Origin of the sequence: Sulfitobacter sp. SH22 (genome assembly GCF_965641905.1) — a bacterium.
GTDB lineage: Bacteria > Pseudomonadota > Alphaproteobacteria > Rhodobacterales > Rhodobacteraceae > Sulfitobacter.
The window spans coordinates 641,284-665,735 of sequence record NZ_OZ282573.1; the positions used below are offsets into that span (position 1 = coordinate 641,284).

Genomic DNA, 24,452 nt, shown 5'->3' on the forward strand with positions numbered 1-24,452 from the left:
AATGAATGTCCCGCCTGTAATGGGCGGGGCATTTTTTCATCTGGCCGCCAGGGCACCCTGCACACCTGCCAGCTTTCTGCATTTCAGCGGAGTTTTTCATGTCATCTGGATATCAACCCACATCGGCCTTGGGCCGGATCGTGCACGAGTTCGAGGAAACGGCGATTGCCGTGATCTTGGGCCTGATGACGATCATCACCTTCATCAACGTCGTCTTGCGCTACGGTTTCAACACCGGCCTGATCTGGGGCCTCGAAGCGGTGACCTTTCTATTCGCCTGGCTGGTTCTTTTCGGAATGAGCTATGCGGTGAAAGTCACAGGCCATCTGGGCGTCGACGCCGTTATCAACCTGTTCTCATCCCCTGTACGCCGAGTGCTGGCCTTGATCGCTTCGGTCGTCTGCATCTTCTACGCGATGCTGTTGCTGAAAGGCGCATGGGATTACTGGGCACCGTTTGCGGGGCTTGATGCCACATCGGGCCGCTGGTTCCCCACCGGGTTTGAAAACAGCCGCGATCAGGCGTGGTATTCGACCGTCGATATGCCGATGCCCGACTGGCTGCGCTTTATCGAGGCGTCGATGAACCAGGGCGAAGCCTATGAAAAACTGCCGCGTTTTATCCCCTATGCGATGCTGCCCTTGGGCATGGCGTTGCTGCTGTTCCGTTTTATTCAGGCGGGCGTGCGGATTTTCACCGGAGTCTCAACCAGCCTGATCGTCAGCCACGAGGCCGAGGACGATATCGAGGCCGTCAAACATATGAACGCGGGAGATTAACCGGATGGAAGTCCTCATTCTATTTCTGATGATTGTCGGCTTGATGCTGCTGGGTTTGCCCATCGCTGTCAGCCTCGGCTTTTCATCCATCATATTCCTGCTGGTGCTGTCGGATTCGTCGCTGGCGTCGATTGCACAGACCTTCTTTCAGGCGATGGCGGGGCACTATACCCTGCTGGCGATCCCGTTCTTCGTGCTGGCCTCGTCCTTCATGTCGACCGGGGGGGTGGCGAAACGGATCATCCGGTTCTCCATCGCGCTGGTCGGGCATTTCCCGGGCGGTCTGGCGATTGCGGGTGTTTTCGCCTGTATGATGTTTGCGGCCCTGTCCGGGTCGTCGCCCGCCACCGTGGTTGCCATCGGGTCCATCGTGATCGCAGGTATGCGTGAAACCGGCTATACCAAGGAATTCGCGGCAGGCGTGATCGCCAACGCGGGCACCTTGGGCATCCTGATCCCACCCTCCATCGTGATGGTTGTCTATGCATCGGCCACAGATGTATCCGTGGGCCGTATGTTCCTGGCGGGTGTGATCCCCGGCTTGATGGCTGGCTTCATGCTGATGCTGACGATCTACATCATGGCGCGGGTCAAGAAACTGCCACAGGGTGAATGGCGCGGCTGGGGCGAAGTCTTTGCCTCGGGGCGTGAAGCGGGCTGGGGCCTGATGCTGATCGTGATCATTCTGGGCGGCATCTATGGCGGTATCTTTACCCCCACCGAAGCCGCCGCTGTGGCCGCTGTCTATGCGTTCTTTATCGCCTGTTTCGTCTATCGCGACATGGGGCCGTTGCACACCAAAGGCGAGGGCAGCAATACGTCACTGCTGCGCAAACCGCTGGCGCTGGTCACTGTGTTCTTTCACCGCGATGTTCGCGATACCCTGTTCGAGGCCGGCAAACTGACCGTCACGCTGATGTTCATCATCGCCAACGCGCTGATCCTGAAACATGTTCTGACCGACGAACAAATCCCGCAGCAGATCTCGGCCGCGATGCTGAGCGCGGGCTTTGGACCGATCATGTTCCTGATCATCGTCAACGTGATCTTGTTGATCGGCGGCCAGTTCATGGAGCCGTCGGGCCTGTTGATCATCGTTGCACCGCTGGTGTTCCCCATCGCGATGGAGCTGGGCATCGACCCGATCCATCTGGGCATCATCATGGTTGTGAACATGGAAATCGGGATGATTACCCCCCCCGTTGGTCTGAACCTCTTCGTGACCTCGGGCGTGGCGAACATGCCGATGATGAATGTGGTCAAGGCAGCACTGCCCTTTACCGCCGTCCTGTTCGTGTTCCTGATCATGATCACCTACATCCCGATCATTTCGACCTGGTTGCCGACGTTGATGATGGGGCCAGAGGTTCTGGTCCGCTAGCAAGCAGCGGATTGAAAACAGAAAAATGGCGGCATGTCAGATCGACGTGCCGCCATTTTGCGTCTGTGGTGCCGTGAGTTTATTTAGCAAAATGAAATCAGGCCCGGGAGAGGGCCTTGATGATCGGGGCGAAATCAGCGGCCTTGAGGCTGGCACCGCCAACAAGGGCCCCATCGACATTTTCAGCGGTAAAGATTTCGGCGGCATTGTCGGGTTTGACCGAGCCGCCATAGAGCAGGCGGATCGCATCACCGGTTTGCTGGCCAAATCGGCCGGTCAGGCGGGCGCGGATGAAATCATGCACCTCGATGATTTGATCGAGGGTCGGGGTCTTGCCCGTGCCGATGGCCCAGATGGGTTCATAGGCGATCACGGTATTTTCGCCCGTGGCATGATCGGGCAGGGAGCCTGCCAATTGGCCAGCGATAACATCCAGGGTCCTGTCCGCCGTGCGGTCTTCGCCGCTTTCGCCGATGCAAATAATGGCGGTCAGCCCTGCGCCCCATGCCGCGCCCGCCTTGGCGGCGACATCGGCGTCTGTTTCAGCGTGCAGATCGCGGCGTTCCGAATGGCCAAGGATCACGTAAGTCGCCCCGGTATCCGCCACCATCCCTGCCGAAATATCACCGGTAAAGGCTCCGGCGGGTTGCGCGTGGCAATCTTGGGCACCAATCGCGATGGCAGTGCCGCGCAGTTTGTCACAGGCGGGATAAAGCAGGGGGGCAGGCGGGCAAATCAGGGTTTCGGCATCGGCCGGGGTCACCTGCCGGGCCAGTTCAACCAGTTCGGACAGCGCGGCAGCCGTGCCATTCATCTTCCAGTTTCCGGCGGCAAGTTTACGACGCATGACGATATCCCTTTTGTTCTTTTACAACGGGATAGCAGCGGGGCCGGAACGGGGCAACGACTAGGGTGTCTGTGACAGCGCTAACACTGCATCAGTTGCAGGGCGATCAGCCGAATTTGATTGATTCACCGCAGCCGCAGGCTTCGGTCACGTTGGGGTTGCGGAATTTGAAGCCGGATTCCAGCAGCGAGGTTTCGTAATCAATCTCGGTGCCAAAAAGGAACATCTGCGCCATCGGGGCGATCAGCACCCGCGCGCCGTCCTGTTCGACGACCTCGTCATTGGCGTCGGGTTCGTTGACGTATTCCATGGTGTATTCCATGCCCGCGCAGCCGCCCTTTTTGATGCCAATGCGCAGCCCTGCATGGCCTGCCTGCGTCATCAGCTTGCTGATTTGCGTGGCGGCTTTCGGGGTGATTGTGACAGCTTGCTTACCGGGGATCGCGAACATCATTGATACTCCTGTTACGGCAAAGATAGGGGGTTGTGGGCGCATTCTCAAGCGGTAGCGGTGAAATTGACCAAAGCCGCGCTGCATTTCGGAGGCGCGGGTGAGAGGCGGCGTGGCGGGAGGCCGCTGCAATTGCCTCAAACCGCCTGCAATTGTGGTCCGCAGGTCGGGTGCCCTGGAATTGAAAACATCCGGGAGCTGTGTTGCTGCCGGATGTTGACATCATGCGATGGTGCTGTGAGGGGCCTGCAAAGCGGATCTTACATGAACCCAAGCTCGAGACGGGCTTCGTCAGACATCATGTCCATGCCCCATGGTGGCTCCCAGACCAGTTCGACATCGACGGTTTTGACGCCGGGCAGGGGTTCGACCGCATCGGCAACCCAACCTGGCATTTCACCGGCAACAGGGCAGCCCGGCGCTGTCAACGACATCTTGATGTTCACTTCGCTTTCGGGATTTATATCAATGGTATAAATCAATCCCAGCTCGTAAATATTGACCGGAATCTCAGGGTCATAGACCGTGCGGCAGGCCTCGACGATCTGCTCGTACAGCGGATGGTCGGTGGTAGAGGGCGCAATCAACGGTGCCCCTTCAAGGGGTTGGGTGCTGTCGGTCATCGGGGGCCTCGCTTCTATTTCTGACACTTTATATAGGGATTACTGGGCCCAGCGTCCAGAGGGGCAAATCCCTAATCATCCCTTGCGTTTGCGCACCGGTTGCGGCTTCACGCGGGCCTCGATCATACCATAAAGCATCCCGACGATATCCTTGCCGGTCGCTTTCTCGATTCCCTCGAAACCGGGTGATGAATTCACCTCAAGCACCTTTGGCCCGGTTTCGGAGCGCAGCAGGTCAACGCCCGCCTTGCCCAAGCCGAACGCCCGCGCCGCCCGCAGGGCCGTATCGCGTTCCTGCTTGGTGATCCGGACCACTTTGGCCGATCCGCCCCGGTGCAGGTTCGATCTGAAATCGCCCTCCGCGCCGGTGCGTTTCATCGCGGCGACGACCTTGCCGTCAATCACCAGACAGCGGATGTCTTCGCCGGCGGCTTCCTTGACGAAATCCTGCACCAGAAAATTCGCCTTGAGGCCGCGAAAGGCGTCGATCACGGATTCGGCGGCTTTCTTGGTTTCTGCCAGAACGACACCTTTGCCTTGGGTCGATTCCAGCAGTTTCACGATCAGCGGCGCGGTGCCGACAAGCGCCATCAGGTTCGACGTGTCCTTGGGCGAGGCGGCGAATGCAGTGGTGGGCATGCCGATCTTCTTGGAGGCCAACACCTGATGGGCATGCAGCTTGTCGCGGCTGGCCAGAATGCCGGCTGATCCGTTCACACAATAGGTGCCGATGGTTTCGAACTGGCGGATTACTGCACAGCCATAGGGCGTCACAGACGCACCGATACGCGGGATCACGGCATCATATCGGGGCAGGCGTTTGCCGTCATAATGCACTTCGGGGGCCATCGCGTTTATCGCCATATAGCAGCGCGTGGTGTCAATCACCTCAACCGTGTGACCGCGCGCCTCGCCAACCTCGACCAGACGGCGGGTCGAGTAATTCTCGGCCTCACGGCTTAGAACGGCGATGCGTAGCGCGCGTTTGGGGGCGGTGTGGCGCACGGCCGCAGAATGGTAAACGTCATAGCTCAGCTCGGGCTGAAGGCGCTTTTCTGTGGCGGAAATGGTGATGTGATCGGTCAGCGCCTGCCGGCCCAGCAACATCCGGCTGGCCATGCCTGCGCGATTGGTCAGGGTGATATCAATCGGCCAGCTTTGCCCGGCAACATCCAACGTGGTCGAAATCACATAGCGCAATTCGGATTCGCCATTCGACGAAGTCACCTCGCGGCGGTCGATGATGGGGGCAGAGCAGGTGATGACGATATCTTCGTTGCCGGCAACCGGATGCACATTGAACCGCACCTTTGGTTTGGCGTCCGAACCGAAGACTTCGATATCATGGGCATGCAGCGACGATGTCTTGGCACCGGTGTCGATCTTGGCTTTGATCGCAGGCAGGCCAAGGGATGGCAGGGCAATCCATTCTTCCCAGCCGAAATTCAACTCTTCCATACCACATACTCCGCCACCGATGAATCAATGCTGCCGCCTAGCAGGTCACCTGGCGCTTCTCAAGGCGTGACGCGGTGCTTCCAAATGGTAAATCATCCCGGGGTTCGGGGCAGAGCCCCGGGACGCTGGCAAAACATGATACCGACGATGGTCTAACCTTCGTTAATATCGCGTGTCACAATCCGCGCCCCGCTGGATTGTTTGCGAAACACCAGCCGCAGGGCGATCCAGCACAGCAGCGACAGCCCTGCAAAGGCGGCCAGCAGCAGCGATGTGCCTGCCTCAGGCAGCAGGAAAACAACAGGTACCATCGCCAACGCCCCAAGGGCAAAGCCTAAGAAAATATTGCCGGGCAGCAGGATTTCGATCAGCCCCAGCAACAGCGCGATGGAAACCCAGACCCACCAGAATGTCAGATAATCGACCAGCATCAGCCGCGCCCTTTCAGCAGTTTGAACGCATCGCCAAAGGCTTCAAGCGCTTGGGCGGGAACAACAATCGTCTGGTTGCCCGCACCGGCCCCAAGCGCGTTCAACGCCTCGACCTGTTTCAGGGCGATCTGGTATTGCGCGGCCTCCAGCCCGTTTTCGCCAATGGCTGTGGCCACGACCTGCGTGGCATAGGCTTCGGCGTCGGCCAACACGCGGCGGGCCTTGGCGGTTTGTTCGGAGGCATAAAGCTCCGCATCGGCGGCCAGCTCCACCGCGCGTTTCTTGCCTTCGGCTTCGGTCACCTGCGCGCGCCGCGCGCGTTCGGCGTTCAGCTGTTGCATCATCGCGGCGCGGGTGGCGGCATCCAGATTCACATCCAGAATTTCGGCACGGGTGACTTCGATCCCCCAGTTATCCACGGCATCTTCGACCAGCAGCTTGATCGTGGTGATCAAGGCGGTGCGGTTCGATTGCACCTCGTCCAGATCCATCTTGCCGATCTCGGCGCGCACGATGCCTGCAACGGTGGTGGCGATGGCGGAATCGATATCGCGGATACGGTAGACGGTCTTTTCGGGTTCGATGATGCGGTAGAATACCGAGGTATCGACCTGCAGCAACACGTTGTCGCGGGTGATCGCGTCCTGGCTGGCGGTGGGCAATTGCCGTTCCAGAATTGAAATCTTATGCGCGATCTTGTCGATGAACGGCACGATCATATTGATGCCCGGCCCCATCACCGCCCGCAGCCGCCCGAACCGTTCAACCACATGTTGTTCGGATTGCGGGACGATCTTTACCCCTTTAACAACCAGAATAATCAGCAAAAGTGCCAGAAGAACCAGCGGAAGGTTGCTTTGCAGCAGATTGATAAGGATGTCTTCGATGGGCACGGGATGCTCTCCTTTAAGATGCGCGTGGGGGCAGTTTCCGCGATCTTGCCACAAAAGCAAAGCGCCATCGTGATTGCACGCGATTGCGCGACATCTTATAGGCGCTGTCATGGAAAAATTCTCATTTGATCTTCAGGCGCGCGACGGGTCAGCCCGGACCGGCGTCATTTCGACCCCGCGGGGCGATATTCGCACACCTGCGTTCATGCCCGTGGGCACGGCCGCCACCGTCAAGGCGATGATGCCCGAAAGCGTGGCCGCCACCGGTGCCGATATCCTGCTGGGCAATACCTATCATTTGATGCTGCGCCCCACGGCCGAACGCATTGACCGGTTGGGTGGGCTGCACAAATTCATGAACTGGCACAAACCGATCCTCACGGATTCTGGCGGCTTTCAGGTGATGAGCCTGGCCGACCTGCGCAAGCTGACCGAAAAAGGTGTGACCTTCAAAAGCCACATCGACGGGTCCAAGCATGAATTGACCCCTGAACGCTCGATGGAAATTCAAAAGCTGCTCGGGTCCGACATCGTGATGTGTTTTGACGAATGCCCTGCCTTGCCCGCCGACCGCGACCGGATCGCTGACTCCATGCGCCTGTCGATGCGGTGGGCCGCGCGCAGCCGTGATGCCTTTGGCGACCGGCCCGGTCATGCGTTGTTCGGCATCCAGCAAGGCGGGCTGGAACAGGATTTCCGCGAGGAAAGCGCCAAGGCCTTGGTGGACATCGGATTTGACGGTTATGCCGTGGGCGGTCTGGCGGTGGGTGAAGGGCAGGAGGCGATGTTCGGCTGCCTTGATTTTGCGACTGACATGCTGCCTGTGGACCGTCCGCGTTATCTGATGGGGGTGGGCAAGCCTGACGACATTGTGGGGGCTGTGGCCCGTGGCATCGACATGATGGACTGCGTTTTGCCGTCCCGTTCTGGCCGGACGGGGCAGGCGTTCACGCGGCACGGTGTTGTGAACATCAAAAACGCCCGCCACGCCGACGACCCGCGCCCGCTGGACGAAGACTGCACATGCCCGGCCTGTTCGAACTACAGCCGCGCCTATCTGCACCACGTGTTCCGCAGTCAGGAGATGATTTCGGGGATGCTGCTGACATGGCACAACCTGCATTACTTTCAGGAACTCATGGCCGGTATGCGCGGGGCGATTGCCGCAGGCACGTTTGACGCATGGCAGGCGGGTTTTCATGCGCAAAGGGCGCAGGGCGATATAGAGCCGCTTTGAAACTTCAACCGGTCGGGTGAAAAATAAACATGTGAACCGGTCCTTGTCGTTGCGCGTCTGTTGGTTAGTTGTTGAAGACAAGAAATGACAAGGAAGGGACATATCCCATGACGCAAAAGCTTTTCACCCCGCTCAAGGTTGGCGCGATCGAGGCCAAGAACCGTATCGTAATGGCCCCGCTGACCCGCAGCCGCGCCGACAATGACACCGGCGAAGTCGGCGATCTGCATGTCGAATATTACGCCCAACGTGCGGGTGCCGGCATTATCATCACCGAAGCCGCCCAGATCAGCCCCGAAGGCAAAGGCTATATCAAGACCCCCGGTATTTATACCGAAGGTCAGGTCGCGGCATGGAAGAAGGTTACTGATGCGGTGCACAAGGCGGGCGGCAAGATCGTTATCCAGCTGTGGCATGTTGGCCGGATCAGCCATGTCGACATCCAGCCCGACGGTCAGAAACCTGTCGCCCCATCCGCCATTGCCGCGAATATGAAGACCTTCACCGGCGAAGGCATGGTGCCAACCTCCGAACCGCGCGCCTTGGAACTGGACGAGATGCCGCGCATTGTCGCCGATTATGTTCACGCGACCAAGATGGCGAAAAAGGCCGGTTTTGACGGGGTCGAGGTGCATGGTGCCAATGGCTATCTGCTCGACCAGTTCATGAAGACCTCAAGCAACAAGCGTGACGATGCCTATGGCGGATCGGTCGAGAACCGCGCGCGTCTGCTGCTCGAAGTGCTGGAAGGCGTGACAAATGCCTGGGACGGGGCCCATGTCGGCCTGCGCCTGTCGCCGTTTTCGCCCGCCAATGACATTGCCGATGAAAACCCCCAAGAGACGTTCGAATATGTGATCCGCGCGTTGAACAAGTTCGGATTGGCCTATTTGCACATGGTCGAAGGATCGACCGGCCAGTCGCGCGACGTCAAGGAAGGCGAGGATATCGCCAAGCTGCGCCAACTGTTTGACGGCGTGTATATGGCCAACAACCTGTATGACCGCGATATGGCGATCGAGGCGGTTGAACAGGGCAAGGCCGATCTGGTCGCCTTTGGCCGTCCCTATATCGCCAACCCCGATCTTGCCAAACGGCTTGAGCTGAACGCGCCGCTGAACGAAGGCGACACCAAGACATTCTATGCCGGTGGCAAGGAGGGATATACCGACTATCCCTTTCTGGAAGAAACCACCGCAGAATAATGCCCTGATTTCCGGCCTGATGCTTTTTCAGGCCGGAAACACCTTTGCAAAGACCCTTTTGACCGGAAATTAACTGATCCGTGCTTGTCTGTCCGCCGATGGCGGTTCATTCTGGCAAAAAACCCCAAATCAGATGGCCCTGCCTCACGCGGTCATGGCAGAATGGGGATTGAAACAGGCGGGTAGGGTCCCCAAATACCCTACCTAGAACAGGAGACGATCAAACGGTTGCCTAGCTTAGGGGCCAGTATCGTCTTGCAGTAAAAGGAAAAGAGCATGTTAGAGCCTCTGAACGCATCGTATCCCGTGTTGCCCCTGCGCGACATCGTGGTGTTCCCTCATATGATTGTCCCGCTTTTCGTGGGCCGCGAAAAATCGGTGCGTGCGCTGGAAGAAGTCATGGCCGACGACAAGCAGATTCTGCTGTCCAGTCAGGTTGACCCCGGCATTGACGACCCTGATGCAGACGGTATTTTTCAGACAGGTGTGTTGGCCAATGTGCTGCAACTGCTGAAACTTCCCGATGGCACCGTCAAGGTGCTGGTCGAAGGGCAAGCCCGCGTCCGCATCACAGAATACCTTGATAACGATAGTTTTTTCGAGGCAACGGCTGAGTATCTGAGCGAAATCCCCGGTGATGAAACCACCACACGGGCGCTGATCAAGACCGTCGCCGAAGAATTCGAACGCTACGCCAAGGTCAAGAAAAACATCCCCGAAGAAGCGCTGGCCGCCGTGTCGGAAGCGACTGAACCTGCGCGGCTTGCCGATCTGGTTGCCGGACACCTGGGCATTGAAGTCGAACAAAAGCAGGATCTGCTTGAAACGCTTTCCGTGTCCGAGCGTCTTGAGAAGGTTTACGGCCTGATGCAGGGCGAAATGTCTGTCTTGCAGGTCGAGAAAAAGATCAAGACCCGCGTGAAATCCCAGATGGAGAAGACACAGCGCGAGTATTATCTGAATGAGCAGATGAAGGCCATTCAGACCGAGCTGGGCGATGGCGAGGACGGCAAAAGCGAACTGGCCGAGCTGGAAGCGCGCATTGCGAACACCAAGCTCAGCAAGGAAGCCAAAGAAAAGGTCGATGCCGAGCTGAAAAAGCTCAAGAACATGTCGCCCATGTCTGCGGAAGCCACCGTTGTGCGCAACTATCTCGACTGGATCTTGTCGATCCCGTGGAACGTCAAATCGCGCACCAAAAAGGACCTGGTCAAAGCACAGCAGGTGCTCGACGATGATCACTATGGCCTTGAAAAGGTTAAAGAACGCATCGTGGAATACCTTGCCGTGCAGCAGCGGTCTTCCAAGCTGAAAGGCCCGATCATGTGCCTTGTCGGCCCTCCTGGTGTGGGTAAGACGTCGCTTGGTAAATCCGTTGCCAAAGCCACGGGTCGCGAATTCATTCGCATCAGCCTTGGTGGTGTGCGTGACGAATCCGAGATCCGCGGTCACCGCCGGACCTATATCGGCTCCATGCCCGGTAAGATCATTCAGGCGCTGAAAAAGGCGAAAACCAACAACCCGCTGATCTTGCTCGATGAAATCGACAAGATGGGTCAGGATTTCCGCGGCGATCCCGCGTCGGCAATGCTCGAGGTGCTTGATCCGGAACAGAACTCCACATTTGTGGATCACTACCTTGAGGTCGAATATGACCTTTCAAACGTGATGTTCCTGACCACGTCCAACAGCTACAACATGCCGGGCCCGTTGCTTGACCGGATGGAGATTATCCCGCTGTCGGGCTATACCGAGGAAGAAAAGCGCGAGATTGCCAAACAGCATCTTGTGCCCAAGCAGATCAAGAACCACGGCCTCAAGGCAAAGGAATTTGCCATTGATGACAGTGCCTTGACCAGCATGATACGGTATTACACCCGCGAGGCAGGCGTGCGGAACCTTGAGCGTGAAATCGCGAAAGTGGCCCGTAAATCGCTGACCAAGATCGTCAAGAAAGAAGCCGAGAGCATCACGGTAACGGGTGACAATATCGAGGATTTCCTTGGAGTTAAGAAGTACCGCTATGGTCTGGCGGAGCTTGAGGATCAGGTCGGTGTCGTGACCGGGTTGGCCTATACGTCGGTTGGTGGCGAATTGCTGCAAATCGAGGCATTGCGCCTGCCGGGCAAGGGTCGGATGAAAACCACAGGCAAGCTGGGCGATGTGATGAAGGAATCCATCGATGCGGCCAGCAGCTATGTGCGGTCGATCAGCCCGTCAATCGGGGTGAAGCCAACAAAGTTCGACACGATCGACATCCACGTGCACGTGCCCGATGGCGCAACGCCCAAGGATGGTCCGTCGGCTGGTCTGGCGATGGTGACGTCGATTGTTTCCGTGCTGACACAGATCCCCGTGCGCCGCGACATCGCCATGACAGGCGAGGTGTCGCTGCGTGGCAATGCAATGCCGATCGGTGGTTTGAAGGAAAAACTGCTTGCTGCATTGCGCGGCGGGATCACGACCGTTCTGATCCCCGAAGAGAACGAAAAGGATCTGCCGGATATCCCGGACAACGTGAAGGAAGGCCTGAAAATCATTCCGGTCAAACATGTGTCCGAGGTGCTTCAGCACGCATTGGTCCGGCAGCCCGAACCCATCGAATGGGATCAGGAAGCCGAAGACGCAGCGGCCGCCGCTGCCTTGGCCAAGAAATCCCAAAACGGGGACAATGCAACCGCGCATTGAACCCTTTGATATGGTCCCGAAAGCCGCCCCTGATCACAGGGGCGGCTTTTTGCGTTAAGGCAGGGCGAAAGGCCTAAATATGGTGTTACACGTGGCGTTAACCGCAAGGATTGCTGGCTTTTGCAGCGCGATCACGCTATGAAATGGTATCTTAACCAATAAGGCAGTGGAAATTCCCATGAGCAGCGCAGTGAAATCGACGAAAGTGAAATCAGCCTCGGCCAAGCCGTCTGACGCTTCGAACGTGAAAGCCGACAAATCGCCAAAGGCACAGGCTGCCGCCAACGCGCGCCCCGATGGCACCACAAACGCCGATGCCCCGCACGCTGTGATCATCGGCCCCGTCATGCGCAAGAAAGAACTGATCGACGCTGTCGTGGAACGGTCCGGCGTCAAGAAAAAAGACGCCAAGCCCGTTGTCGAGGCGATGCTGGAAATTCTGGGCGAAGCCTTGGCCGATAACCGCGAGCTGAACCTTTTGCCGATGGGGAAATTCAAGGTCGTGAACGAGAAAGACCTTGGGAATGGTAAAATGATGCGCGTGAAAGTGCGTCAGGTGACCCCGACGGACAAGCCAAAGGACGCGGATGCAGCCACGGATGAAACCGATATTTAGGCCGCGCTGCCGATCTTTCGATTTTGAAAGCCCTCGGTTCTGCCGGGGGCTTTTTGCGTTTGCGCGTCCCGTGCGGCCCTACGGCATCAGAACCGATGCCCGCGCGTAGGTTGCGCTGTCCATGCCCAGATCGTCATAGACGACTTGCACCTTGACCGAACTGACCGACCCCAAGGGAAAGCGCATATAGGGCAGGCCGTCGCTTTGCAGAATGGCGGCGGGCGCTGCGCTGTCCAGATGGCAGGCGGGCAGGGGCCAATCCGCCAAAGGCGCATCGTTCACAGACAAGGCCAGCGCAGACAGGCCGCAGCGCCAGGCCCATAAATGGGTAACATAGACAAGGTCCTGACCGTCGTATTCCCTGACAGCCACCCAACTCCCCTTGGTCGCGGTCAAGATCGGCCGCACCTCGGTCGCGGTCAGGAAGTTGCCACTGGGGGCCTGATCCTGCGCGACCAGACCGTCCGGCACAACGGACATGTCGAATTCCTGCGCAAGCACAAGGTCTGGCATCCCCGTGACCAGCGCGACCAAAGCAAAACTTGATAAATATCTCATGAACACCTCCCCATCTGCGCGAAAAACCATAGGCAAGGACAAGGCTACAGGCGGCAGGGCCCGCAGGCTAGCAAAACCGAGGGCGGGATGTGCTATGCTTGCCAAGCGGGTGTGCGGGGGGGGGCAAGGCTTGTCACCGGACGCAGATCAAACGCGCGTAAAACACAGGCTGGATCAATAGGTTACGAGATTTTGGGAGGGGGGAGGAATGGTGGGTCGTGAGAGACTCGAACTCCCGACATCTTCGGTGTAAACGAAGCGCTCTACCAACTGAGCTAACGACCCGTGAGCGTTCTACTATCCAAGCCCAACTGGTGTTTCAACCCCATTAATACGCTGATTTGAAATTTTCTGTAAAACTTTGTCACTTTGTCTGTGCAGGGGCAGGATTGGCAGGACGGGCGATATATTTTCGGCAATCTGCTGCCAATTGCACGCAGGCGATCTATGTTGCTGAGCGGGGGGCATTGGCGTACTGCGGTCTTCTGGCTTTAGCGCCAAAATCCCCTTAACGGCGGCAGTGACACCGGTAATTTTGCTTGGAAAGCCTTGTGATGATCCTCGATATTGATGTGCAGCTTGACTATCAAATCAACATGGCGACCGATCTGATCCTGCAGATTCAGGCATCCGGCTTTGCCGATCAGACTCTGCTGCGCGAAAGCTTCCGGCTCAGCGACACACTTCAAAAGGTGCATATCCCGGGCGAGGCCAATCTGGGCGAGCGGATGTTGATCCGGACGGACCGGAATTTGACGTGCAGCTATCAGGCGCGGTTCCAGGTGAACCGCCCGACCTTGGCGATCGAAAACCTGCCCGCAACGCCGCCCCACCAACTGCCCAGCGATGCGGTGCGGTATTTGATGCCATCGCGCTACTGCCAGTCGGACGAGTTTCAGAACTTTATCGCGGCGGAATATGGACACCTGAGCGGCGGGGCCCTTATCGGGACCTTGCGTGACTGGATATTCGAGCGGTTTCAATATGTTCCGGGATCAAGCACCGGTTTGACAACGGCGCTGGATACTTTTGTGCAACGCCAGGGCGTGTGCCGTGATTTTGCCCATGTGATCATTGCGCTGGCGCGCGCGGCGGCGATCCCGGCGCGTTTCGCCAGCGTTTATGCGCCTTATGTGACGCCGCAGGATTTCCATGCCGTCGCCGAGGTGTTTCTGGATGGCACATGGCATCTGGTTGATGCCACGGGGATGGCCGCCCCCAATCAGATCGTGCGCATCGGTGTGGGCATGGACGCCGCCGAGGTGCCGTTTCTGAGCAGTTTCGGACCCGCCTATATGAGGGTGCAGACCGTCGATGTTCAGGTCGTGCAATAGCCAACGCGATCATGGTGTCGGCAGCGTGGGAAATCCGCGTATGATCTTGTGATCTGTCCAGTTTCTGCTTGTCATTCGGGCCGGAAAACCCGACCGTTCCTGCCAGGGACGGGGAACGGGAACGCGCAGCTTTATGGTTGATATTTGGGATGGGTTTAGCGCTGCGTTTTGGTTGATCGCGAGTTTTGATGCCGAGTTGTGGGAGATCAGCCTGAGGTCGCTTCGGGTGACCCTGACCGCGCTGGTGATCGCCTCGGTTATCGCCATCCCCTTGGGCACCTATCTGGCCGTGCAGCGGTTCCGTTATCGGCGTTTCGTGATTTCGATGATCAATGCGCTGATGGGGCTGCCTCCGGTGGTGGTGGGGCTGGTCGTGTACATCTTGTTGTCGCGGGCTGGCCCGTTCGGGGTGCTGAACCTTTTGTTTACTCCGACGGCGATGATCATCGCGCAGGTGGTAATTATCACGCCCGTGATTGCGTCCATCGCCCATCAATCCATGCGTGAACTATGGGCCGAATATCATGATTTGCTGATCTCGCTGAACACGTCGAAATGGCAACGTATTGTGACGTTGATGCGGGACGGGCGGCGCAATTTGCTTACGGCTGCGCTGGCCGGTTTTGGCCGCGCCATAGGCGAGGTCGGCGCGATCATGATTGTGGGCGGCAACATTGATCATGTGACCCGCGTGCTGACTACCGCCATTGCGCTTGAGACCGGGAAAGGTGATTTTGCCTTGGCTCTGGGCTTGGGCTTTGTTCTGATTGGTCTGGCGATTGTGGTGAACCTCGCGATCCACACCCTGTCGCGCACAGAGCGGGAGGGGCAGTGGTGAGCGTATTATTTCCCCTGACGTTACAAGGTGTTGCGGTGCGCAGGCAGGGCAAGCGGATCATCGGGCCGATTGATCTGGTGCTGAACCCGCAAGGGCCGACAATCGTGATCGGGCCAAACGGATCTGGCAAAACCACCTTGCTGCGCGTCATGCACGGGGTCGAGCGGATCAATGCGGGGTCGGTGAGCTGGGCCGCGCAAGACCGGTCGAAACATGCGTTTGTGTTCCAGTCGCCGATTGTCTTGCGGCGGTCGGTGGCTGAAAACCTTGCCTATCCCTTGCGGCTGGTCAGAACGCCCGCCGCGCAGATCAGGGAAACCGTTGCATATTGGCTGGACCGGATCGGGCTGGGATCGGTGCAAAACAGCCCCGCGACCCGTTTGTCAGGAGGCGAGCGGCAGAAACTGGCCATTGCCCGTGCCTTGGTGCGCAAGCCCGATGTGCTGTTTCTGGACGAACCCTGTGCGAACCTTGACGGCCATGCCACCCACGAGATCGAGACCCTGCTGCAAGAGATTTCAGCGGCTGGAACGCAGTTGGTGATGGCCACCCATGACATGGGGCAGGCACGGCGGCTGGCGCGGGATCTGGTGTTTGTGCTGGACGGCAAAATTCACGAAACCGGGCTTGCATCGGAGAAATTTGCAGCCCCGCAAACCGCCGCGCTTGCCGCGTTCCTCAGAGGAGATATCGTAAGATGAAACGGCTGTTAACAACGGTTGCCATGCTGCTATGGGCGCAGACCTCTGGTGCCGAAGAAATGCGCATGGCGGTCACGACATCCTTTGATAACTCGGGCCTTGCGGATGTTTTGCTGCCTGCGATCAAGGCCGATCTTGATCTGGATGTGCGGTTGTTGGTGGTGGGTACCGGACAGGCGCTGCGCCTTGGCGAAGCGGGGGATGTTGATGCGGTGTTGGTCCATTCCAAGGCCGCCGAGGAAGAATTCGTGGCCGCAGGTCACGGCACCCACCGTCGCGAGATCATGTATAATGATTTCGTGTTTGTCGGCCCGAAGGCTGATCCGGCTGCAATCGTGGACGCCGCCAGCGCCGCCGATGCGGTACAGCGGATCGAGGCGGCGCAAGCCCCCTTTGTCAGCCGTGGTGACGACAGTGGCACCCACAAAGCCGAACAGAAAATCTGGGCCAGCGCAGGCTTGGACATTGCAGGGTTTGGCGATTGGTACCGTCCGGTCGGGGCAGGGATGGGGGCGGCGTTGAACACGGCGTCGGGCATGAACGCCTATATCGTGTCAGACCGGGCCAGCTGGTTGAACTTTGGCAACAAGGGCGATCTGGCGCTGCTCTATTCCGGTGATCCGGCCCTGTTCAACCAATATGCGCTGCTACCCGTTAATCCTGATAAAAATGACAGTATTCGCAATGACTTGGCGGTCAAACTTGAAGCATGGCTGACCAGCCCGCGCGCAGCGGCACTGATCAACGGCTACAAGATCAACGGCGAGGCGTTGTTCGTGTTTAACGCAACGCCTTAATGGTCGTGATCGTGATGATGATGCCCGTGATCGTGTCCATGATCATGGGGTTCATCTTCGTCCAGCGACCCGTGGACGGCGAATTGCATGATGTCCGCCTCTTGCGCGGCGATGGCGCGGTAGGTTTCCTTGACCCCTGCGGGGGTCAATTCGCGCGACACGGTCAGCAGGGTATTGGGCGCGTGATCCTCTGCCAGTTCGGCCATCTGCGCGATTTCTTCGAGCGCGACGTTTTTGGCCGCCTCAAGGCTTGGCGCGCCATAGATATCGACGAAATGCTGGGCCAGCAGATTGGCAAGCACATCCTTTTCGTGGGGTTCAACCTGCGTCACCGCGACAAAACTGACCCTGCCAAAGGTTTCGATCCCCATCCAGCCGTTGGCAAAGGCCTGCCGCGCCTTGCCGACCAGATCGCCTTCGCCCCAGTTCGAAAATTCGAACCCGCCGGAAACGCACCATTCACCGGTGCGGGCAGGGTTGTGAAAAACACGGGTGTCGCTTTCGTCAAAATGGATCGCGCGGGCTAGTTTCATGCGGGCCTCGTCAAGGTTGCGGTCAGCGGTATCAATACGGTTTTGCTGTCGATTTTCAACAGCAGGCCCAGATTTTCATCAAGCCCGATATAAGTGCCGGTGCGGCCTGCCACGGTCATTTCGCCCTCAAGGCCATGGGCAATGCCGGACCAGTCGGAATGCAGCTTGGCCATGCCACCATCGGCCCAGTTGTTGATACCCACAAGCGTATGGCGCACCCAGGCTTCAAGCAACTGATCAGGGGCCACATCGGCGCAGCCTTCGGCATAAAGCGCGGTCTGGTCAGGGGTCAGGCCGGTATCATCGCTATCGGGCCAGAGCGACAGGGTCAGGGCGACCACCAGCCAGTCGGGCTCGATACCAGTGTCGCTACCGGATGCCGCCATGGCTAGGTGACCCGCACGCCCGCCGTTAAGGTAAACGCCACCGTCCCAGCCCAGATGTACGCCGACCTCGGGCGGGGCCAAAGCGCCAAGCGCATTTTGAAAGCCCACGCCGCACACCGGCAGCATCGCCGCCGCATCGGCAAGTGGAACGTCCGGGGCAAAGACGATGGCAGCCCGCAGGGTGGTAGCCCCCAGATCAAAGATCACCAGCCCCGCATCGCAGCCCACTTCCGCCGCCGCACAGGCCAGCGCAAAGGGATCGCCGCCCTCTGCGTCCTGACCGGAAAACAGCGGTGGAAATTCAGGCCGGGTCATGCATGGCCTTGCGCGATAAGGTCTTTCGCCACCTTGCGGAACGCCATGGCTTGGGTGCTTTCGGGTTTGGACACCACAATCGGCGCGCCGCCATCCGCCGCCAGACGGATGTCGATATGCAGCGGGATTTCAGCCAGCAAGGGCACGTTCAGCTTTTCCGCTTCCTTGGCGACACCCCCATGGCCGAACAGATGTTCTTCGTGACCGCAGGCCGAACAGATATGGGTCGACATGTTTTCGATCATACCGATCAGGGGCGTGCCAAGCTGGTTGAACATGTCGATGCCTTTGCGGGCGTCCAGCAGGGCGATGTCCTGCGGGGTCGACACGATGATCGCGCCGTTCAGTTCGGCCTTTTGGGCAAGGGTCATCTGCACGTCGCCGGTGCCGGGGGGCAGATCGACGATCAGCACATCCAGCGCGCCCCATTGCACCTGCGTCAACATCTGCTGCAAGGCACCCATCAACATCGGCCCGCGCCAGACAACGGCCTGATCGTCATTGGTCATCAGCCCCAGCGACATCATGGTCACGCCGTAATTGCGCATCGGCAAAATCGTTTTGCCATCCGGCGATGCGGGCCGGCCCGACACCCCCAGCATGCGCGGCTGTGACGGCCCGTATACATCGGCGTCCAGCAATCCGACGCGGCGGCCTTCGGCGGCCAGCGCGCAGGCCAGATTGGCCGCGACCGTGGATTTGCCCACGCCGCCCTTGCCCGATGCCACTGCGATGATCCGGTCAATGCCCGGTATCTTTTGCGGGCCCGACGGGGTCGAACTGCGCGATGCCTTGAGGTCGGGCGGCGCTTTGGGCGTGCTATGGGCCGTCAACACGATCGACACCGATTTAACGCCGTCCAGCGCCTTGATCTGGGCCTCGCCCGCGTCCTTGAGCGCGGTATAGGCCGCCGCGTGCTCGCCGCTGACCTCCATCACGAAACGCACCACCCCGTCATCGACGGTCAGTGCCTTGACGATACCGGCCTCGACAATGGAGGAGCCGCTGATCGGATCGGTAAGGTCTGCCAATATGGCCAGAACCTGTTCTCTTGTAACTGCCACCTCAGGATTGTCCTTCGATTTTGCCGGTGACGACATGTTCCATGTCCAGCCCGTCGATGGTCAACACCATCTTGGCCTCAAAGCTTTTGCCCGTGGTGTCACCGGCCTTGCGCAGCGCCTCTTCGATGGCTTGCTGGGATGTGACGCCAACCTGCTTGAGGAATTTGCGCATCGACATGTTGAAATCTTCGCTCATCTGGATGTCTCCTGTATCCTTGACCGCATTGCTTCGGGCCGCTTAGGCTGGCGCGAGCGCGGGGGTGGGGTGATGATTGTGAAACGGTTTTTCTGGTTGGTTCTGTGCCTGTTGTCCCTGGCCACTGTGCCCATAAAGGTCTTGGCGCAGGATCGCGGATTTACCCTGTCTGCGCCAGACGAAATCACTCAGACAGGTTTTCTGGACTATCTGCTGCCGCGTTTCGCGCTCAAGCACGGGGTGAGGGTGACACAGGTTGACGGCGGGGCGGATGCCGTGATCGGCGACGCTGGTGTCGCGGTTTTCCAAGCGGGGGATCGGGTCTGGCATCTGGCCGACACCGGCGCGGAAGGCCCCGCGCTTTTTGCCAGCTGGCTGCTGTCGGATATTGGCAAACGCACGATTGAGGGGTTCAGGATCGACGGCACGCCGGTTTTCACGGCGGTCACTGAACAGGCAGTCCAAACCACGCGCAGCTATGACGGTGACCCTGTCGCGGGCGAAGACCTGTCGCTGGTGCATTGTGGACGGTGCCACGTGGTCAACCATGCCAACCGGATGAAGGGGATGGGACAGACGCCATCCTTTGCCGTGATGCGCAGTTTCAGCGACTGGCAGGATCGTTTCGCCAGTTTCTATGTGCTCAACCCGCATCCCAGCTTTACCCAGGTCAAGGGCATCACCCAGCCCTTTAGCGCCGGTCTGCCGCCCGCGATTGTCCCGGTCGAGATGACCCAAGGCGATCTTGAGTCGATCATCGCCTATGTCGCGACGGTCAAGCCTGCGGATCTGGGCGCAGCTTTGCAAAATCAGTGATCCTTGCGCTTTGACAGGTAATCATCGGTGGTGCGGGGGCGGGGGCGTTCCTTGCCTGCAAAGGGGTTGTTTTGCGAATGATACTGCGCATTGATCCGGCAGCCGTCACACATCTGGATCATCCGCGCGGTTTCGGGATTGGCGAACATCGCATGTTTGCCGGCCAGTTTCTCGACGATCTTTTCGACCGTTGATTTGACCCCGAACAGCGTCCCGCATTCCACACAGCCAAAGGGTTCTTCTTCGTTCAACACCACCTGTTGCAGGGCCATATCGGTCAGGTTCAACTGCGGTTCCAGCGTGATGGCGCTTTCGGGGCAGACGTTGGTGCACAGGCCGCATTGCAGGCAGGCGTCTTCCTGAAAGCGCAATTGCGGCATGTCGGGATTGTCGCCAAGCGCCCCTGAAGGGCACAGCGACACACAGGCCAGACACATCGTACAGGCATCGGTATCCACCACAACTGCGCCGTAAGGGGCACCTTGGGGCAGGGCCAGAACCCCCAGATCGGGGTTCAGCGCCTTGGCGGCCAGACGGGCGACCTGACGGCGGCTGCCGATGGGCAGGATCGGGTCGGTCGTGGCGGGGGTTGGGGTTTGGCCGAACAGATGATCCGACAGCGCATCGGGGTCGGTGATGTCCAGCAAGGCGGATTGATCCGGTGCAATCGCATTGGCCAGCGCAAGCTGCGGGTCAAGGGCGTCGCGTTCGGTCTTGGGGCCCAGCAGGATATCGACACGGGAAAAACCGCTGGCCAGGGCGGCGAGCATTTCGGCATGGCCAAAGCCGGACAGCGCGCTGACCTCCATCGGGATCACATGGGCGGGCAGGCCGCGGCCAAAGCGGGCGGCAAGGCTGATCATTTCGGCACCGTGATCGTCATGCACCAAAAGCGCTGCGTCTTTGCCACCCGAGGTCCGATAGGTCCGGGCCAGCGCGCTGATCCGGCGGAACATGTGGTCGGGCGGCGGCACGTCATAGCTGATCGCACCGGACGGGCACACCGCAGCACAGGCACCGCAGCCGGCACAGATCATCGGGTCGATGGTAACGGTTTCGCCGGCCGACAGGATCGCCCCGGTGGGGCACACGTTCAGGCAGTTCGAACAGGCGGGCTTTTCCGCGCGCGAATGGGCACATAGCGTCGGTTCCATCCGGACATAAAGCGGCTTTTCAAAGGTGCCCACCATCTGGCTGGCGGTGAAAATCGCATCCGCAACGGCAGTCTGGCTGCCCGGATCCGCACGCAGATACCCATCGCGTTTTTCGGGGGCAGGGAACATCGCCAGCCCGCCCGACAGATCAAGGATGATGTCGCATTCAGACCGGGCACCGTTTTGCGGGGCGGTCAGGGCAGGGGTGCCACGGCCACCGGTCAGGCTTTGCTGGAAATTGTTAATTCGGACTTCGAACCGGCCCAAGGTGCCTGTGGCTTTGTCCAGGCTGCCGGTGACGACATCATAGGCAGAGGTTGGCAGAAAGTCGGTGCCCGGGGTCAGCAGCACGGTCACCGCCAGCGTATCGGAAAGCTTTTGCGCCGCGGCGATGGCGGTCTCTTCGGCACCGATGATCAGGCAGGTGCCTTCGGTGATGACATCCACAGATTTCGGCGAAGGCGGGGCAAGCAGGGCATCCTTGATCAGCGCCGCCATCTTTGCCGTGGCCGAGGCGCTGTCGTCTGACCAACCGGCCCGGTCGCGAATATCGACGCATATCGGCTCTGGCGCATCCAGCTCTTCTGCAAGGGCGGTGAAACGGTGCGCTTCTTGTGCGCAGGCAATCACCACATCCCCCGCTTTGATGGCTTTGGCTGCGGTTTCGATCTGCGTTGTACACAGGCTTGTATGGCACCCCGAACAGGAGGTGCCGGTCAATTCGCCCAAGGCGTTGAAGTCGACGTGTTGTGAGCCAAGGCAATCACAAACCAACAATGTCTTTGTCATGATATCCCTTTTCGCTGGACGCGGATTGCTGCTCAGCTAGTCAGGAAATGACTGGACAGTAAACCGCTAATCGGGGTCACAACTGCCTGTGATTGAGTTGCAGATGCAGCAATTCATCGGGGAAATAACATTGTCATGCAAGCGTTTAGTCGGAAAGCCCTTTAAACGTGGGCGCAGGGTCATGCGGCGGTGCAGCATGGCGGTCTGGTGGCGTAAAATAACAAAAAAAGCTTTGTTGTTTTTTCGATCTTGCGCCATCATGATCCCAGCCAACCGAGGAGAGATACTTGTCGCGTAGCTACCCAAACTCAGTAACCATTCCCGTGGGCGTCGTCGTGCGGCGCACGCCGGGCGTTACGCGTTGGGCCAAATACGCCTGGGCTGTAACGGATGTTTTGCCGGGTGCCGCAGCTGCGGATTGGAAGGTTCTCAGGACCGAAGGCGATGTTACCGAATACCACGCAGCCACCTTGCCCCTGACGCTTTATGTCTCGGATGCCGAAGCCTATGCGCATGAGCTGCAAGCGCGGGTGCCCTCCATTTACACGGTGCTGCGCCCGAACGAACAAAGCGGGGGCCTGCCGTGGTCCGTCGCCCTTGTGACCGCATCCCCCTACGAGGCGCAGGATTACTGCGATCCGGCCGAAGAACTGGTCGAGAAGCTGCCGCTGCCGCACGGGCTGTTGGCCTGGGTCGTCGAATTCGTGGAAAAGCATTACGAGGAAGAAGCCTTTGTCAAACGCCGCCGCAAGAACGCGCGGGTTGACCAGACCGATGACGGGGTGGGCGATGCGCGCATCCGGCAGGCCACCGATGTCTATCGCGCCCCGCGCCGCCGCGAGGTGATCAATTGAGCGCGGCACTTTCATCCTGGTCACGCAGGCGCGCCGCTGTTGCCGCAGAGGCCGAAGCGCTGAAACGCGAGGCCGAAGACGCCGTTGTCGCAGAGCAGCAGGCGGAGCTGGCCGAAAAGACCGATGCGGAAATCCTTGAGGAACTGGGCCTGCCTGACCCTGATGCCTTGGTGATGGGCGATGATTTCAAGGCGTTCATGGTCAAAACCGTCCCCCAACATCTGCGCAAACGGGCCTTGCGGTCGCTTTGGCGCAGCAATCCGGTGCTGGCCTGTGTGGACGGGCTGAACGATTATGACGACGATTACCTGACCGGCAGCACGGGGCAGGGGCCGATCAAGACCAGCTATCAGGTCGGCAAGGGCATGTTGTATCATTTGCTTGAAATGGAACGGCAGGCGGCTAGTTCGAATACCGAAGACACAGCCGTTGATGCAGGTGGCGAAGACCTTGATGAAATCGAAGACATCGAAGAACTGCCAATGGGTGATGACGGGGTATTTGTCGCGGCTGACGCTGGCTTTGACGCAGATATGACCGACGCCGAGACAAGTATTGAAGAAGACGAAATGGAATTCGCGGCACCGGCCCCCCGGCGCATGCAATTCCGTATCGAAGGAAAAACCGCATGAATGTTGCCGCACCTTTGCCAGATGTGACCCAAGAGGATCGTCTGCGCGCGGATTTGTATAATTACCTTGGGGTGATGCTGGCAGGTCCGCCGGACCAGATGTTGCTGGACCAGACCGCAGGTCTTGAGGGGGACGACACCCCGTTGGGGCAGGCCATTCAGGGTCTGGCGCGTGTGGCAAAGGTGTCCAAGCCGAAATCGGTCAGCACGGAATTCAATGCCTTGTTCATCGGTCTGGGCCGCGGGGAACTGCTGCCCTATGCCAGCTATTACCTGACCGGATTTCTGAACGAAAAGCCGCTGGCGAATTTGCGCAGAACCATGGCCAGCCTCGGCATGACCCGCGCCAAAGACGTGTTCGAACCCGAAGACAACATCGCCTCCTTGATGGAGATGATGGCGGGCATGATCGTGGGGCGCTTTGGCCGGGTCGCGACACTTGACCAACAACAACAGTTTTTTAACGCTCATATCGGAAGCTGGGCCGCACATTACTTTGCCGACCTGCAAGCGGCCAAATCGTCGGTTCTGTATGGATCTGTCGGTGCCGTCGGGGCTGCCTTTATGGATATCGAACGCGAAGCATTCCGCATGGCCGCCACGGATCGGTGATGCACAACACTGGTGGGGACGCCCACCGAACAACAGGAAGGGAAGACATCCAATGACGGACAAGACCAAAGGCGCAAGCCGCCGCGACTTTCTGAAATTTGCTGGTACAGCGGCCCCCGCCGCCGTTGCCGTGATTGCAGCCGGTGGGGCAACCCAGGCCGAAGCGCAACCCGCAGACCTGTCATCCGAGACCATGCAAGATACGGCACACACCCGCGCCTATCTTGAAAGCACGCGTTTCTAATAGCCAATTTCACACCGGCAC

The 24,452-nt window shown here is 58.9% G+C and carries 28 protein-coding genes and 1 tRNA gene; 15 read left to right on the forward strand and 14 right to left on the reverse strand.

The genetic code is table 11. The annotated features are described in order from the left end of the window. The first annotated feature begins 98 nt into the window (after positions 1 to 98). A complete protein-coding gene (locus ACSQ13_RS05185) occupies positions 99 to 779 on the forward strand; it encodes a TRAP transporter small permease (protein WP_176250082.1) in 681 nt (226 codons plus the stop codon). 4 nt (positions 780 to 783) lie between these two features. Beyond that, positions 784 to 2,160 (forward strand): TRAP transporter large permease, encoded by a 1,377-nt coding sequence (locus ACSQ13_RS05190; protein ID WP_176250081.1) that lies wholly within the window; start codon positions 784 to 786, stop codon positions 2,158 to 2,160. Positions 2,161 to 2,257: 97 nt separating this feature from the next. Here the strand turns inward: ACSQ13_RS05190 and tpiA are convergent, their stop codons facing one another. The 6 genes from tpiA to ACSQ13_RS05220 all read right to left on the reverse strand — a co-directional run bounded on the left by tpiA (position 2,258) and on the right by ACSQ13_RS05220 (position 6,863). After that, on the reverse strand, positions 2,258 to 3,007 hold the full coding sequence (gene tpiA / locus ACSQ13_RS05195; RefSeq protein WP_295508861.1) for a triose-phosphate isomerase: 750 nt from the start codon (positions 3,005 to 3,007) through the stop codon (positions 2,258 to 2,260). Between the two features lie 106 nt (positions 3,008 to 3,113). After that, entirely contained in the window at positions 3,114 to 3,458 is a 345-nt protein-coding gene (locus ACSQ13_RS05200) for a HesB/IscA family protein (protein WP_176250228.1), read from the reverse strand. Between the two features lie 260 nt (positions 3,459 to 3,718). After that, on the reverse strand, positions 3,719 to 4,081 hold the full coding sequence (locus ACSQ13_RS05205) for an SUF system Fe-S cluster assembly protein (RefSeq protein WP_176250079.1): 363 nt from the start codon (positions 4,079 to 4,081) through the stop codon (positions 3,719 to 3,721). Between the two features lie 75 nt (positions 4,082 to 4,156). Further along, the gene (gene rimK, locus ACSQ13_RS05210) at positions 4,157 to 5,539 is read right to left on the reverse strand and encodes a 30S ribosomal protein S6--L-glutamate ligase (RefSeq protein ID WP_176250078.1); all 1,383 of its coding nucleotides are present in this window, start codon (positions 5,537 to 5,539) and stop codon (positions 4,157 to 4,159) included. Positions 5,540 to 5,691: 152 nt separating this feature from the next. Further along, entirely contained in the window at positions 5,692 to 5,970 is a 279-nt protein-coding gene (locus ACSQ13_RS05215) for a hypothetical protein (protein WP_176250077.1), read from the reverse strand. Further along, positions 5,970 to 6,863 carry an SPFH domain-containing protein gene (locus ACSQ13_RS05220; protein ID WP_176250076.1) on the reverse strand — a complete coding sequence of 298 codons (894 nt, stop codon included), beginning with the start codon at positions 6,861 to 6,863 and terminating at the stop codon, positions 5,970 to 5,972. The genes ACSQ13_RS05215 and ACSQ13_RS05220 overlap by 1 nt, the downstream gene beginning before the upstream one ends. A gap of 109 nt (positions 6,864 to 6,972) precedes the next feature. Between ACSQ13_RS05220 and tgt the strand changes: the two genes are divergently transcribed. From tgt to ACSQ13_RS05240, 4 genes are all read left to right on the forward strand, one after another. Beyond that, positions 6,973 to 8,100, forward strand: a complete 1,128-nt coding sequence (gene tgt / locus ACSQ13_RS05225) for a tRNA guanosine(34) transglycosylase Tgt (RefSeq protein WP_295508856.1) — start codon at positions 6,973 to 6,975, stop codon at positions 8,098 to 8,100. Positions 8,101 to 8,207: 107 nt separating this feature from the next. Continuing rightward, positions 8,208 to 9,305, forward strand: coding sequence for an alkene reductase (locus ACSQ13_RS05230; protein WP_295508854.1), 1,098 nt, complete (start codon positions 8,208 to 8,210; stop codon positions 9,303 to 9,305). Between the two features lie 276 nt (positions 9,306 to 9,581). Beyond that, positions 9,582 to 11,993 carry an endopeptidase La gene (gene lon / locus ACSQ13_RS05235; protein ID WP_176250073.1) on the forward strand — a complete coding sequence of 804 codons (2,412 nt, stop codon included), beginning with the start codon at positions 9,582 to 9,584 and terminating at the stop codon, positions 11,991 to 11,993. 178 nt (positions 11,994 to 12,171) lie between these two features. After that, on the forward strand, positions 12,172 to 12,609 hold the full coding sequence (locus tag ACSQ13_RS05240) for an HU family DNA-binding protein (RefSeq protein WP_255200177.1): 438 nt from the start codon (positions 12,172 to 12,174) through the stop codon (positions 12,607 to 12,609). Positions 12,610 to 12,687: 78 nt separating this feature from the next. Here ACSQ13_RS05240 and ACSQ13_RS05245 read toward each other — a convergent pair whose 3' ends face one another. Both ACSQ13_RS05245 and ACSQ13_RS05250 read right to left on the reverse strand, forming a co-directional pair. Further along, the gene (locus ACSQ13_RS05245; protein WP_255200176.1) at positions 12,688 to 13,167 is read right to left on the reverse strand and encodes a hypothetical protein; all 480 of its coding nucleotides are present in this window, start codon (positions 13,165 to 13,167) and stop codon (positions 12,688 to 12,690) included. Between the two features lie 209 nt (positions 13,168 to 13,376). After that, a tRNA-Val gene (locus tag ACSQ13_RS05250) sits at positions 13,377 to 13,452 on the reverse strand. Between the two features lie 269 nt (positions 13,453 to 13,721). Here ACSQ13_RS05250 and ACSQ13_RS05255 point away from each other — a divergent pair. The 4 genes from ACSQ13_RS05255 (at position 13,722) to ACSQ13_RS05270 (ending at position 16,837) form a co-directional block, all read left to right on the forward strand. Next, positions 13,722 to 14,501, forward strand: a complete 780-nt coding sequence (locus tag ACSQ13_RS05255) for a transglutaminase-like domain-containing protein (RefSeq protein ID WP_176250072.1) — start codon at positions 13,722 to 13,724, stop codon at positions 14,499 to 14,501. Between the two features lie 133 nt (positions 14,502 to 14,634). Beyond that, positions 14,635 to 15,339, forward strand: a complete 705-nt coding sequence (locus ACSQ13_RS05260; protein ID WP_295508850.1) for an ABC transporter permease — start codon at positions 14,635 to 14,637, stop codon at positions 15,337 to 15,339. Beyond that, positions 15,333 to 16,040 carry an ATP-binding cassette domain-containing protein gene (locus tag ACSQ13_RS05265; protein WP_295508847.1) on the forward strand — a complete coding sequence of 236 codons (708 nt, stop codon included), beginning with the start codon at positions 15,333 to 15,335 and terminating at the stop codon, positions 16,038 to 16,040. Before ACSQ13_RS05260 ends, ACSQ13_RS05265 begins: the two co-directional genes overlap by 7 nt. Beyond that, positions 16,037 to 16,837 carry a substrate-binding domain-containing protein gene (locus ACSQ13_RS05270; RefSeq protein ID WP_295508844.1) on the forward strand — a complete coding sequence of 267 codons (801 nt, stop codon included), beginning with the start codon at positions 16,037 to 16,039 and terminating at the stop codon, positions 16,835 to 16,837. Before ACSQ13_RS05265 ends, ACSQ13_RS05270 begins: the two co-directional genes overlap by 4 nt. Here ACSQ13_RS05270 and ACSQ13_RS05275 read toward each other — a convergent pair. From ACSQ13_RS05275 to ACSQ13_RS05290, 4 genes are read right to left on the reverse strand one after another with little or no spacing between them, the layout of a single operon-like run. After that, positions 16,834 to 17,370, reverse strand: coding sequence for a DUF6505 family protein (locus ACSQ13_RS05275; protein WP_176250068.1), 537 nt, complete (start codon positions 17,368 to 17,370; stop codon positions 16,834 to 16,836). The two genes, ACSQ13_RS05270 and ACSQ13_RS05275, sit on opposite strands and share 4 nt — an antisense overlap. Then, positions 17,367 to 18,071: a biotin/lipoate--protein ligase family protein gene (locus ACSQ13_RS05280; RefSeq protein WP_295508842.1), complete on the reverse strand. Its 705-nt coding sequence runs from the start codon at positions 18,069 to 18,071 to the stop codon at positions 17,367 to 17,369. The genes ACSQ13_RS05275 and ACSQ13_RS05280 overlap by 4 nt, the downstream gene beginning before the upstream one ends. Beyond that, a complete protein-coding gene (apbC, locus tag ACSQ13_RS05285; RefSeq protein ID WP_176250066.1) occupies positions 18,068 to 19,135 on the reverse strand; it encodes an iron-sulfur cluster carrier protein ApbC in 1,068 nt (355 codons plus the stop codon). The genes ACSQ13_RS05280 and apbC overlap by 4 nt, the downstream gene beginning before the upstream one ends. A gap of 1 nt (position 19,136) precedes the next feature. After that, complete coding sequence (locus ACSQ13_RS05290; RefSeq protein WP_176250065.1) at positions 19,137 to 19,331, reverse strand: DUF6494 family protein; 195 nt, start codon at positions 19,329 to 19,331, stop codon at positions 19,137 to 19,139. Positions 19,332 to 19,403: 72 nt separating this feature from the next. Here ACSQ13_RS05290 and ACSQ13_RS05295 point away from each other — a divergent pair, with 72 nt between their 5' ends. Further along, positions 19,404 to 20,147, forward strand: coding sequence for a hypothetical protein (locus tag ACSQ13_RS05295; RefSeq protein ID WP_295508837.1), 744 nt, complete (start codon positions 19,404 to 19,406; stop codon positions 20,145 to 20,147). On the opposite strand, the gene ACSQ13_RS05300 is transcribed toward ACSQ13_RS05295, so the two are convergent. Together ACSQ13_RS05300 and ACSQ13_RS05305 are read right to left on the reverse strand one after the other, a co-directional pair. Next, a complete protein-coding gene (locus ACSQ13_RS05300) occupies positions 20,141 to 22,090 on the reverse strand; it encodes a 4Fe-4S dicluster domain-containing protein (RefSeq protein ID WP_295508835.1) in 1,950 nt (649 codons plus the stop codon). The two genes, ACSQ13_RS05295 and ACSQ13_RS05300, sit on opposite strands and share 7 nt — an antisense overlap. A gap of 66 nt (positions 22,091 to 22,156) precedes the next feature. Next, positions 22,157 to 22,351: a hypothetical protein gene (locus tag ACSQ13_RS05305; protein WP_176250062.1), complete on the reverse strand. Its 195-nt coding sequence runs from the start codon at positions 22,349 to 22,351 to the stop codon at positions 22,157 to 22,159. Positions 22,352 to 22,377: 26 nt separating this feature from the next. Here ACSQ13_RS05305 and ACSQ13_RS05310 point away from each other — a divergent pair, with 26 nt between their 5' ends. The 4 genes from ACSQ13_RS05310 to ACSQ13_RS05325 are packed head-to-tail and all read left to right on the forward strand — an operon-like array spanning position 22,378 to position 24,431. Continuing rightward, positions 22,378 to 22,944, forward strand: coding sequence for a DUF3305 domain-containing protein (locus ACSQ13_RS05310; protein WP_295508832.1), 567 nt, complete (start codon positions 22,378 to 22,380; stop codon positions 22,942 to 22,944). Beyond that, on the forward strand, positions 22,941 to 23,576 hold the full coding sequence (locus ACSQ13_RS05315; protein WP_295508829.1) for a DUF3306 domain-containing protein: 636 nt from the start codon (positions 22,941 to 22,943) through the stop codon (positions 23,574 to 23,576). Before ACSQ13_RS05310 ends, ACSQ13_RS05315 begins: the two co-directional genes overlap by 4 nt. Next, positions 23,573 to 24,187 carry a TorD/DmsD family molecular chaperone gene (locus ACSQ13_RS05320; protein WP_176250060.1) on the forward strand — a complete coding sequence of 205 codons (615 nt, stop codon included), beginning with the start codon at positions 23,573 to 23,575 and terminating at the stop codon, positions 24,185 to 24,187. The genes ACSQ13_RS05315 and ACSQ13_RS05320 overlap by 4 nt, the downstream gene beginning before the upstream one ends. Positions 24,188 to 24,239: 52 nt before the next feature. Next, complete coding sequence (locus ACSQ13_RS05325; RefSeq protein WP_176250059.1) at positions 24,240 to 24,431, forward strand: twin-arginine translocation signal domain-containing protein; 192 nt, start codon at positions 24,240 to 24,242, stop codon at positions 24,429 to 24,431. Positions 24,432 to 24,452 lie beyond the last annotated feature (21 nt).